The 11,759-nt window shown below is 62.0% G+C and carries 11 protein-coding genes and 1 pseudogene; 2 read left to right on the forward strand and 10 right to left on the reverse strand.

The annotated features are described in order from the left end of the window. The 10 genes and pseudogenes from M8744_RS17450 to M8744_RS17490 form a co-directional block, all read right to left on the reverse strand. A partial coding sequence (locus tag M8744_RS17450; RefSeq protein ID WP_251420037.1) for an adenosylhomocysteinase occupies positions 1-165 on the reverse strand: 165 nt, incomplete at its 3' end. 27 nt (positions 166-192) lie between these two features. Further along, positions 193-1,383 carry a methionine adenosyltransferase gene (gene metK, locus M8744_RS17455; protein ID WP_251420030.1) on the reverse strand — a complete coding sequence of 397 codons (1,191 nt, stop codon included), beginning with the start codon at positions 1,381-1,383 and terminating at the stop codon, positions 193-195. 58 nt (positions 1,384-1,441) lie between these two features. Continuing rightward, complete coding sequence (gene metH / locus M8744_RS17460) at positions 1,442-4,105, reverse strand: methionine synthase (RefSeq protein ID WP_434481384.1); 2,664 nt, start codon at positions 4,103-4,105, stop codon at positions 1,442-1,444. Then, positions 4,102-5,169, reverse strand: a complete 1,068-nt coding sequence (locus M8744_RS17880) for a homocysteine S-methyltransferase family protein (protein ID WP_434481385.1) — start codon at positions 5,167-5,169, stop codon at positions 4,102-4,104. The genes metH and M8744_RS17880 overlap by 4 nt, the downstream gene beginning before the upstream one ends. Before the next feature lie 11 nt (positions 5,170-5,180). After that, positions 5,181-6,059 carry a methylenetetrahydrofolate reductase [NAD(P)H] gene (gene metF, locus M8744_RS17465; RefSeq protein WP_251420031.1) on the reverse strand — a complete coding sequence of 293 codons (879 nt, stop codon included), beginning with the start codon at positions 6,057-6,059 and terminating at the stop codon, positions 5,181-5,183. Positions 6,060-6,134: 75 nt separating this feature from the next. Continuing rightward, on the reverse strand, positions 6,135-7,817 hold the full coding sequence (locus M8744_RS17470; RefSeq protein ID WP_251420032.1) for a glycine/sarcosine N-methyltransferase: 1,683 nt from the start codon (positions 7,815-7,817) through the stop codon (positions 6,135-6,137). An 847-nt stretch (positions 7,818-8,664) separates the two neighbouring features. Then, positions 8,665-8,766: pseudogene (locus tag M8744_RS17475) on the reverse strand (integrase); the annotation flags it as partial. A 238-nt stretch (positions 8,767-9,004) separates the two neighbouring features. Next, entirely contained in the window at positions 9,005-9,346 is a 342-nt protein-coding gene (locus M8744_RS17480) for a hypothetical protein (protein ID WP_251420033.1), read from the reverse strand. 197 nt (positions 9,347-9,543) lie between these two features. Further along, on the reverse strand, positions 9,544-9,747 hold the full coding sequence (locus tag M8744_RS17485) for a hypothetical protein (protein WP_251420034.1): 204 nt from the start codon (positions 9,745-9,747) through the stop codon (positions 9,544-9,546). Between the two features lie 17 nt (positions 9,748-9,764). After that, on the reverse strand, positions 9,765-10,307 hold the full coding sequence (locus M8744_RS17490; RefSeq protein WP_251420035.1) for a DUF305 domain-containing protein: 543 nt from the start codon (positions 10,305-10,307) through the stop codon (positions 9,765-9,767). A 123-nt stretch (positions 10,308-10,430) separates the two neighbouring features. Here M8744_RS17490 and M8744_RS17885 point away from each other — a divergent pair, with 123 nt between their 5' ends. After that, entirely contained in the window at positions 10,431-11,012 is a 582-nt protein-coding gene (locus M8744_RS17885) for a DUF6915 family protein (RefSeq protein ID WP_434481386.1), read from the forward strand. A gap of 74 nt (positions 11,013-11,086) precedes the next feature. Next, positions 11,087-11,521, forward strand: a complete 435-nt coding sequence (locus M8744_RS17495) for a DUF302 domain-containing protein (RefSeq protein ID WP_251420036.1) — start codon at positions 11,087-11,089, stop codon at positions 11,519-11,521. Positions 11,522-11,759: the final 238 nt, after the last annotated feature.

The following is an 11,759-nucleotide window of genomic DNA, read 5'->3' on the forward strand; positions in this document are numbered from 1 at the left end:
GATCCGCGCACCCTTGAGTGGCTGTTCCGCCCCGTATTCCTCGCGCAGCGCCATGAGGCCCGGCATCTCCGTTTCAGCGATGTCCAGTTCCTTGCGGCCATAGTCCGTTAGGGACAGGTCGCGAACGACGTGGTCCACGGCTGTTACATTGTCAGGTTTGTTCATTGTGTCGTTTCCTGAAATTCGTTGCGTTTACTGTGCGGCGACGGTGTCGCCGAAGCTGCGGGCCAGTTCATCGGCGAGGTCGGTTCTCTCCCACGAAAATCCGCCATCGTCCTCGGCATGGCGTCCGAAGTGACCGTAGGCTGCGCTGCGGGTATAGATAGGTCGCAGGAGTTGCAGGTGATCACGGATGCCGCGCGGGGTCAGGCGGACCATCTCGCGCAGACGGCCCGACAGGTCTTCTTCGGAGACCAGACCGGTGCCCAGGGTATCCACATAGAGCGCCACGGGTTCCGGCACGCCGATGGCATAGGCGAGCTGGATCTGGCATTTGTCGGCCAGACCCGCGGCCACGACGTTCTTGGCGAGATAGCGCGCGACATAGGCCGCGGAGCGGTCCACCTTGGTGGGGTCCTTGCCGGAAAAGGCGCCGCCGCCGTGGGGCGCCGCTCCGCCGTAGGTGTCCACGATGATCTTGCGACCCGTCAGCCCCGCGTCGCCGTCGGGGCCGCCGATGACGAAATTGCCGGTGGGGTTCACGATCAGCTTGTCGTCGGCGGGCAGATCCCAGCCTTCGTCCTTGAAGACATCGGTGATGTAGGGCCTGACCATCTCGCGCACCTCGGCCTGGCTTAGGCCCTCGGCATGCTGGGTCGAGACGACGACGGTATCCAGACCCACAGGCCGGCCATTCGCGTATTTCAGGGTCACCTGGCTCTTGGCGTCGGGGCCGAAGTTCGGCTGTTTGCCGGACTTCCGGTCCTCGGCCATGTGGCGCAGGATGCGGTGGGCGAACTGGATCGGCGCGGGCATCAGCTCGGCGGTCTCATTACAGGCATAGCCGAACATGATGCCCTGATCGCCGGCGCCCTCCTCGCCCTTGTCGCCCTCATCGACGCCCTGCGCGATATCGGAGGACTGGGCGTGAAGGCGGCAGACGATTTCGGCATTGCGCCAGGAAAACCCGGCCTGATCGTATCCGATGTCGCGGATCGCGTCGCGCGCGATCTGCTCGACATCCTTGAGCACGGATTCCGGGCCGCGCACCTCGCCCGCGATGGTCACATGGTCGGTGGTTGCCAGTGTCTCGCAGGCCACGCGGGACTGCGGGTCTGCGGCCAGGTAGGCGTCTAGGATGGCATCCGAAATCCGGTCGCAAACCTTGTCGGGATGTCCTTCGGACACCGATTCACTGGTAAACAGCCAGGTCTTGTCGCTCATCTCGTTCCTTTCTCCACTGCTGTGGGGTGAGTTTCTATTGGCAAGTGAACTTGCGGGGTCAGGCGATCTTGCGATCCGCCTGTGACTTGTCAGGCCGATAGGCCAGGCTGGGGGCCAGCCAGGCCTCGACCTCGGCGACCTCCATCCCTTTGCGCGCGGCATAGTCCGAGACCTGGTCCGGTCCGATCCGGCCGATCCCGAAATAGCGCGACTCGGGGTGCGAGAAGTAGAGGCCCGAGACCGCAGAGGCGGGCCACATTGCACAAGAGTCCGTCAGGGTGATGCCGGTTTGCGCGGGCGCATCCAGCAGGTCGAAAAGTGTGCGCTTCTCGGTGTGATCGGGGCAAGCGGGATAGCCCGGCGCGGGGCGGATGCCGCGGTATTGCTCGCGGATCAGCGCCGTGTTGTCGAGCCCTTCGCCCGGAGCATAGCCCCAGAGGCTGCGGCGCACGCGGGCGTGCAACGCCTCGGCAAAGGCCTCGGCCAGCCGGTCGCCCAAGGCCTGCACCATGATCGAGTCGTAATCGTTACCCTCGGCCTTCAGGCGGTCGGCAATATCGTGCACCTCCTGCCCGGTGGTGACGGCGAACCCGCCCACCCAGTCCGGCGTGCCCTCGGGCGCGATGAAATCGGCCAGGCACATCTGCGCTGTGTCGCGGGTCTTGTTGCGCTGCTGGCGCAGCTGCGGCATCCGTGCGCGCAGATGGCCGCGCGTCTCGTCCGTCCAGACTAGGATGTCATCGCCGCGGCTGTTGGCGGGCCAGAGCCCGACCACCCCGCGCGGGGTAAACCAGCCTTCCGTCTCGATCCGATCCAGCATCGCCTGCGCATTGTCGAAAAGCTCGCGCGCCGTCTCGCCCCTGTCGGGATCGTCGAGAATGTCGGGGAAGTTGCCCCGCATTTCCCAGGTGGAAAAGAACGGCGTCCAGTCGATGTAGTCGCGCAGCGCGGCAATTTCGATATCATCGATCACGGTCAGACCGGGCGTCTGCGGAGCGGGCGGCGTATAGTCGTCCCAGCCGCCATCAAAGGCATTCGCCCGCGCCTGCACCAGCGGGGCGGTGGGCCGGTCGCCGGTGCGGTCGTCGCCCGCGCGCATCTTCTCCTGCCCCTCGGCAATCTCGGCCAGATAGGCAGGGGCCGCCGTTTTCGACAGCAGTTTGGACACCACGCCCACCGCCTTTGAGGCATCGTCCACATGGATCACGCCGTTTTCATACGCCGGCGCGATCTTGAGCGCGGTGTGTTTCTTGGAGGTGGTCGCGCCCCCGATCAGCAGCGGCAGGTCGAGCTCCTGTCGGGTCATCTCTCCCGCCACCTCGACCATGCGGTCGAGTGATGGGGTGATGAGGCCGGACAGCCCGATGATATCGGCCTTTTCTTCCTTGGCCCTGGCGATGATATCCTCGGTCGGGACCATCACGCCCATGTCCACGACATCGTAATTGTTGCATTGCAGCACGACGCCGACGATGTTCTTGCCGATATCGTGCACATCGCCCTTCACCGTGGCCATCAGCACCTTACCCTTGGCCGAGGTGTCGCCTTGCAGGCGCTTTTCCTCTTCCATGTAGGGCAGCAGATGGGCCACGGCGGTCTTCATCACGCGGGCGGATTTCACCACCTGCGGCAGGAACATCTTGCCCGCGCCGAACAGATCACCCACCACGTTCATGCCGTCCATCAGCGGCCCTTCGATCACATGAAGCGGCTTTTCCGCGCGCAGGCGGCATTCCTCGGTGTCTTCGACCACGAAATCGGTGATCCCGTGGACGAGCGCGTGTTCCAGCCGCTTTTCGACCGGCGCCTCGCGCCACTTCGGATCTTCCTTCTTGGACGCCTCGCCGGTGCCCTTGTATTTGTCCGCGATCTCCAAGAGCCGCTCGGTCGCGTCGTCGCGGCGGTTGAACAGCACGTCCTCGACCCGCTCGCGCAGTTCCTCTGGGATATCGTCGTAGACGGTGATCTGGCCCGCGTTGACGATGGCCATGTTCATGCCCAAGGGGATCGCGTGATAGAGAAAGGCCGAGTGCATCGCCTCGCGCACCGCGTTATTTCCGCGGAAGCTGAACGACACGTTCGACAGCCCGCCCGAGATATGGGTGTCGGGCATGTCCGCCTTGATCAGCTTGATCGCGTCGAAAAAGGCGTTGGCGTAGTCGTTGTGGTCCTCGATCCCCGTCGCAACGGCGAAAATGTTGGGATCGAAGATGATGTCCCAGGGCTGGAAATCCGCCTTCTGTGTCAGCAGGTCGTAGGACCGGCGACAGATCTCGTATTTGTGCTGCGCTGTCTCGGCCTGGCCGTTCTCGTCAAAGGCCATGACCACCACGGCGGCGCCGTAGCGGCGGACGGTGCGGGCCTGTTCCAGGAAAGCCGCCTCGCCCTCCTTGAGCGAGATGGAGTTGACCACCGCGCGGCCCTGGACGCATTTCAACCCGGCCTCGATCACCTCGAACTTGGAACTGTCAAGCATCACCGGCACCCGGCTGATGTCGGGCTCGGAGGCGATCAGGTTGAGGAAGGTGACCATCGCCCGTTCCGAATCGAGCAGGCCCTCGTCCATGTTCACGTCGATGATCTGGGCGCCGTTCTCGACCTGGCTGCGCGCCACGTCGAGCGCGGTGGCATAGTCGCCCTCCATGATCAGCTTCTTGAACCGGGCCGAACCTGTGACATTCGTGCGCTCACCGATATTGATGAAATTGGCAACTCCGCTCATGCCGCGTCCTCCTGAATCGTGCCGGGGGCCTCGAACATCTCCAGTCCCGACAGTCGCATCCGCCGCACCGTTTCGGGCACCGCGCGCGGAGCCTTGCCCGCGACGGCTTCGGCAATGGCGCGGATGTGGTCGGGCGTGGTGCCGCAGCAGCCGCCGACGATGTTCACCAGCCCCGCATCGGCCCATTCGCCCAGATGCGCGGCCGTTTCCTCAGGCGTTTCGTCATAGCCGCCCATCTCGTTGGGCAGGCCGGCGTTGGGATAGGCGCTGATGCGGGTATCCGCGACCTCTGACAGGGTGCGCACATGCTGGCGCATCTCGCCCGCCCCCAGGGCGCAGTTCAGCCCCACCGAGAAGGGGCGCGCATGGCTCATGGACACCCAGAAGGCCTCGGGCGTCTGGCCCGTCAATGTGCGCCCGGACCGGTCTGTGATGGTGCCAGAGATCATCAAAGGTGGCACATCCAGCCCTTCGTCTTTCAGGCTGTCGATGGCAAAGAGCGCGGCCTTGGCGTTGAGCGTGTCGAATATCGTCTCGACCAGCAGCAGGTCGACCCCCGCCTGGATCAGCGCGCGCGCGGCTTCGCCATAGGCGCGGGCCAGGTCGTCGAAGGTGACCGCGCGAAAGCCTGGGTCGTTGACGTCCGGGCTTAGGCTGGCGGTCTGGTTGGTTGGCCCGATGCCGCCGGCAACCCAACGTGGGCGGTCGGGTGTGGACATGGCGTCAGCCGCTTCGCGTGCAAGGCGCACGCTCTCGGCGTTCATCTCGGTGACAAGGCTTTCCATGCCGTAATCAGCCTGGCTGATCGCATTTGCGCCAAAGGTGTTGGTGCACAGGATGTCCGCGCCCGCCTGAAGAAAGGCAGTGTGAATGTCGCGGATCATCCCGGGCTGGGTCAGGCTCAGCAATTCGCTGTTGCCGCCCACATCGCTTTTCCAGTCGGCAAAGCGGTCCCCGCGATAAACGCTCTCGTCGGGCTTGTGCTGCTGGATCATGGTGCCCATGGCCCCGTCCAGCACCAGGATGCGGCGGTCGGCATGGGCGATGAAGTCTGTCTGGGTCATCTCGTCTCTCCTCAGGCGGCGCTCTCGGCCGGGACTGCCGGCGTGATCCCGAGCGCGCGGCAGACCGCCAGGCTGACCTCGGGCCGATTGAGCGTATAGAAATGGAACTCGGACAGCCCCGCCTCCATCAGAAGGCGGCATTGTTCCGTGGCGACGCTGGTGGCGACCATGGCGCGGCTCTCGGGCGTGTCGTCCAGCCCCTCGAACATCCGCGACAGCCAATCCGGCACCGTCGCGCCGCACATGGCTGAGAATCGCTTGAGCCCGGCGAAATTGGCCACCGGCATGATCCCCGGCACGATCGGGGCGGTGATGCCCGCCGCGCGGACCCGATCGATGAAACGCAGGATCACGTCCGTGTCGAAGGTGAATTGCGTGATTGCCCGGGCCGCACCCGCATCCAGCTTGCGCTTGAGATGGTCCAGGTCGGCCGCGGCACTTGCGGCCTCGGGGTGAACCTCCGGGTAGGCGGCCACCGAGATGTCGAAATCCGCCACTCGGCGCAGCCCCGCCACCAGCTCGGCGGCGTCGCCATAGCCATCAGGTGCGAGGCTCTGTCCCTCGGGCAGGTCACCGCGCAGGGCCACGATACGGGTGATGCCCTTGTCGTGCAGACCCCGGGCCAGATGATCGACCTCGCCTCGGCGCGCGCCCACGCAGGTCAGGTGATGGGCCACAGGACGCCCGGTGCGGTCCCCGACCATATCCACTACCCGGGCGGTGCGGTCGCGGGTGCTTCCGCCCGCACCGTAGGTCACCGAGAAATAGGCCGGATCGGCACTGGCCATCTGATCGACGGCGCGCGCCAGCGTCGCTTCGCCAGCGTCGGTCTTTGGCGGGAAAAGCTCGAAGGACACAGAGGCGGGGGGATCGGGATTGGGCCCGGTCATGCAATACTCTCCAATGATGGTGGCGAATTATTGAGGCAAGGGCCGGGGCGCGCGGCGGCGCCCCGGCATGTCACATCACGCCGGCTTGCGGAAGTGCTGGACGCCCCAGGCGAGGTGGCCGTCATCGGCGGCCTTCACCCAGTTCTCCAGCCCCACGGCCATCTTGTCGAGATACTCCGACGAAGCCCCGGCCTCGCGCAGTTTCTCGTAGTTGGCAAGCAGCTCCTCGCGAACACGGAAATAGTGTGTGCGCAGGTCGCTGACGGCCTCCTCCTGTTCCACCGTCTCGAAACCGATCGCCTCGGCCGCCTCGCGGTAGAACCGGGGCGAGCCCAGGTCGTTGAGTTGCAGACGGTCATAAACGGGCTGCAGCACGGCGGGGTCGGCATCGTCGGCCTGCATTGGATCCGTGAAGATCAGGTGCCCGCCGGGCTTGAGCACGCGCCACGCTTCGGCCAGAACCTTGGCGCGCTGGTCGGAATGCAGAAAGGCGTCCTGGCTCCAGACAACGTCGCAACTGGCGTCGGACTCGGGCACGTCCTCGAACACGCCGTGGCGCACCGTGATCTTGCCGGTCAGCTTGGCGGCGCGGATCTTGCCCAGGTTGTACTCGTTCTGCGTCTCGGAAATGTTGAGGCAGACCGCCTCGCAGCCGGTCTTGCGCACCAGAGTACGCATGGCGCCGCCATAGCCCGAGCCCATGTCCAGCACCCGGGCCGAGGCGTCCAGCGGCGGAAGCCGGTCGATCATCGAATCGATGGTGCGGTCCGAGGCGGTGCGGATATCGGGCGTTTCGGCATAGCGGCCGATATGCAGGTCCTCGCCGCCCCAGATCGTGGAATAGAACGTGTCCGCGTCATCGCTGTCGTAGTAGTCCTCGGTGATGTCGCGGATGTCCTGCTTTCCGTCGTCCGAGGTACCCCAGCGCACCAGGTGCATCGCCGACTTTTCGGCTACGTGGATAAAGAAATCCGGGTCATCCTCGGCGTAGGTATCCTGAAAATCGCCGTAAGTGCGCACCCGTTCGAACCCGGCCTCCGACAGAAGCCGGCGCATGTAGTTCTTGCGGATCGGGCACATGTTGAGCGTATATTCCGAGCCGTCGGGGAAGGAATAGCGCATCCGGCACAGCCCCTCGTCCACGTGGTCGGGCTCGGCGGTCACCTGCTCTCCGCAGTAGTAGTACTTGTGCTTGGTCGAAAAACCCCGGTCGAGCATGGCGTCGTAGTTGCGCTGATCCAGGATCAGCAGACCATCATGCTTGAGTGCGGCATAGAATTCGGCCAGCGCGCGGCGTCGTTCGGATTCCTTGTGCAGATGCGTAAAGGAATTGCCCAGGCAAACGATCGCATCGTACTTGCCGTTGATGGCGCTGTTGAGCCAGCGCCAATCGGCTTGCGCGGTCTTCAGGATCAGCCCGCGGCGTCGGCCATTTTCGAAGGCCTTGGCGACCATCGAGGCCGCCCCGTCCGAGGCAGTCACGTCAAAGCCCGCCTCGGTCAACCGGACCGAGTGAAAGCCGGTGCCGCAGGCCACGTCGAGCACGCTCTCCTTGCCCCGGGCGCGCAGGATGTCGATGAAGAACTGGCCCTCGCTCTCGGCGCGGCCGGTCCAGTCGATCAGCTCGTCCCACTTGTCGACGAACGCCTTGACGTATTCCTTGCGGTAATGGTCGGTCTCGCGATCGGCGAGCGGATCGTCGCTGTAAACCTGATCTGTCATGGTCAGTTCAGCGTTTTCGGCCATCGTGTTGCTCATTTCCGTCTCCGTTCCAAGCTGTCCCGTCACCGGCGATGCGAATGCTCGCCGGTCGCGCAATATCTCCGCGCGAGCCTCGAAAGGCTGTAATGACTTTTTGCCCACTTCGGTATTTGCCACAGCCGACGTGATCGCGCCGCGGGTGGTGATGTGGTCAGATCCAGGTTTTACGCAGGTCGGTGCCAAGCGGTTCGTCGGCTTGGCACCGACACAAATCGTCCAGAGTGCTACCCAGTGTGCCAGACACATGTTCACGAACAAATTGCGACCATTCAACCCCCATTTGCGACATTTTTCTGATATAATGATTCAAACGGGCTAAATGCTGGTTCGTTGAGGTTCTCTGCTGCGAAATGTATCGTCGCCGACATCGGGTACCACGATGATGAAACACCCACATGGTGGGAGCGGATCCGCGGGCGGCGCACATTGGACCGTTGGGTATGACGAAATGAAATGGGCCCGGCCCGTTCAGGCCGCGTCCGTGCCCAGCTCGTCTTCGACCGTAGCGATGGAGCCTTGCAGGTTGATCCGTTCGGTCAGCTTCAGGATGCACCGCTGCTTGCCGCCGCCCAATCATGCGATAGGTCGGAACGGACCAACCCGCCGGTGTAGCCAACACGATAAGGATTCTGACTCTGCGACCGGTGTGCAGTGAACTATATGTTCCGACCCACAAGATGTTCCGACCCACAAGGCAAATGGCAGAAAGTCCGGCTCTGCCGTCATCACCTCATCGAAAATGCTGCAAAATGCACGGACCGCAGGAATGCGAAAGCTTCGTTGCGGCGTCGCAACTGGCCGCGGAGGTCGTTCTGGGCCGTCCGTGAAGACGGCCCGCTTCCTTAAATTTCATGGCCTCTGCAATCGCAAGAGAATCTTCAAGCTCGACGCCGAGGTATCTGACGGTGCTGTCCATCTTCGTGTGGCCCAACGCGACGTTGACGGACCATTGTGTCACAAGATGCTACGCTGCCTCTGTGGTCGGTTCTGAGCCCCCTTACGCCCTTCATCGGCCTACCTATATGCTACAGCGAAGCCCGCCCATTCTGGAAATTCGCGGCAGAGTATCCCCACCGATCCTTGTGCTGACCCCGCCGATGAAGTTGCAAAATCGGCTTGAAACGCCGCCCCGAGGCTCAACATGGAGATAGAGTGACTATATGCCTTGGCGGGAATCGCCTGCGTTATTGCATGCCTTCTATGATCAAATCGGCACACGAATCAGCCACTTCCGACTGAAACTTTTCGCTCACGTTGTCGACCCAGCCAGCCTCGACCACGAAGTTGTCACGCTGATAGCTCCGTTCTTCTTTCAACAAGGCGATCTGTTCCGGCTCTTGTTCGGCCTTGGCGACGCAGAGGGGTGTGAACGCCTGAACGACGGCTGATTCCGCACTGGCGGATTGCATCTCGGACGCTGTTCCACCAGTCACCCATCCGCCCCAGGCAAATCCGATCACGATCGCGACGATGGCGCCACCGATGGCACCCCAAACTGCGGGTTTGGTAGCTTCGGGAACATTCATTGCTGATCCTTTTTATGTGAGCCCCCGCCCGTGGAGGAGCTGCCTGCAAAGACGGGAGTCTTGAGCAATAACGCGTCTTACTCTCTGACGTGGTCAAAGAGGATCATAAAGAAAATGCGAGCACACGACTGTTTATGACGTTTCTGATGGCGACGCGCGCGAGGCGTGCATCGCACGATCCCAAGCCTGCTGGGGGCTTAGATGAAACGCGGACGCGGCCAAACGTCAGCATCCGGCTCATCGACCTCAAGTCCTTGGCGGTCCAAAAACCAGCGCGCCTTCTGTCCTGCCGGACACAAATGGTCCGGCAGGGCCATACGGTAAAGAACGGCCGTCTTTCCGGTCGCTGCGGTGGCGGGATCGCTCTTCACATCGGCGACGCCTCGGGTGTCGTTAGGCATGAAGGGTCTCCTTCGTCTCAGGGTTCAGTTCGCGGAGTTCCGGGGGCCGCATCACCGTCGGTTTCGATGTCCGCGATGTATCGCTGCATTTCCGCGATTTCGCTGCGCTGCGCCTTTATGATCGCATCAGCCAGTTCACGAACACGCGGGTCGGAAATGTTCGCGCGTTCGCTGGTAAGGATCGCGATGGAATGGTGCGGGATCATAGCCTTCATCCAGGCGACATCGCCCACCGTGTCCTGCGACCGGACGAGGTAAAGACCGGCGGCGAATGCAATGGCTGCACCGGCGAAGATCGCGATGTTTTTTCTCCGGTTGGAGTACATGCCCAGCATGAAGGCGAGCATGATAATCGCCATCATCCCGCCCATGTAGAGCGCCATCCACATCCGGGTCTGCGAGAAGAAGACGTGATCGAGCGCGTAGGTGTTGAGATACATCAGACCATACATCACGACCGTCGAGGTGCCGATCATGGCGAAGAACCGGCCATAGCCGCTGCCTTTGTTTCGCTGATGCTTGTCGTTTGAATCCACGGTATGGTTCTTCTGAGGTAGCATTGTCTGTCTCTTCTATCGTTTCACTACGTTGTAGAACGAGAATGACAGCCCTATGGTTCCCGAAAGCGGGTTTCGTCTATTCGCTCTTCCCGTGCCCATAGTTCGTCTCTTTTGCTGCACATTATGCTATCAAAGGAGCGGCACCAAACCGCGACTGGTTCAGATCAAGCCAGATGCAGACTTCGGGAAAATCGGTTTTGCGCGCGGTACAGATTTGCGAATTCTTCCTGGAAACACATCATTACGCGACGGCGAAACAGATCGCGGCGGGGCTCGGAATTCCACAATCCGCGACAGTCGCTTAATCGATGCATTGAACTGGCTGTCGGATCAAACGCTCGAGGCCGTGGTCGTCGCGTCACGGATCGGGACATTCACGCACAGGGCGGTGCGCCATCACACGAAAGGACTTTTGAGGCCGAACCTGTGCCAGGCCTGACGCTCACCAACCGAGCCGGGCGGGACATTCCGACCCGCTGGATCAGTTGGCAGAATGTCAGGGAATACTGCCAAGGCCGCATCCCGAGAATGGATGACTGGCTTCGGTGGATGCAGCCTGAGGCCTGGATGCCAATAATCATATCGCCCCACAAGCGCCCTCATTTCGATGATGCCTCCCTCTGCAAAGGACCCGATCTTGGGTCTTTCCGGAAAAAACCCCGCCAACTGATGTCGATCAGTGCGCCTTGCAGAGTCTGGGGCTAAGGGCTCGGAACGATCATCCGACCTTTTTTGTCGGATGAATGGAGTGCAAAACATAACTTGGAGAGGGAATTCTCATGATCCGCGCAACCCTGCTTGCGATGACGCTTGCAACCCCGGCCATGGCCGAGGTGATGACCGTTCAAACGACGAAGTATGTTCCAGCCGCCATGGACGCGCTGGAGGCTGCGGTGCGACAGGCCGGGGGCAAGGTCTATGCCCGGGTCGACTATGCCGCCGAGGCCAACAGCGCGGAGATGGAACTTGTCCCGGCCCAACTGCTGATCTTTGGCAACCCGGCCGTTGACACGGCCGCGATGCAGGACGACATTCAGACGGGGTTGATGCTGCCTCTGCGCGTGCTGGTCTATCATGGCCCAGATGGCGACACTCAGATCGCGTATCAAAACGTGACCGATATGTTCGATGGCATGAGCATCAACGTTAGGGCGGACTACGTGAACGAAATGGAAGACACCTTGCAAATGCTGATCAACAAGGCCATCGACTGAAATCTTTAACCGACATTCCACAAGTAAAATGCCCTCTGAATTCGATGCCACGGGGCCTTTCTATAGCCCGTGTCCCAAGGCATTTTGACCGAACCCAATTTGGCCTTCCATGACGGGGCCATTTCAAGTCTGGTCGATCCTAGTGTTCCGAGTCTGACGCATGCTACCGGTTTCCGCGAATTTCATCGAGGGCGTTCAGGGCGCGGCTCTCTCGGGCGAGGATATCGTCGGCGGTTTT

This window comes from Lutimaribacter degradans (assembly GCF_023703375.1).
In the GTDB taxonomy this organism is placed as follows: domain Bacteria; phylum Pseudomonadota; class Alphaproteobacteria; order Rhodobacterales; family Rhodobacteraceae; genus Lutimaribacter; species Lutimaribacter degradans.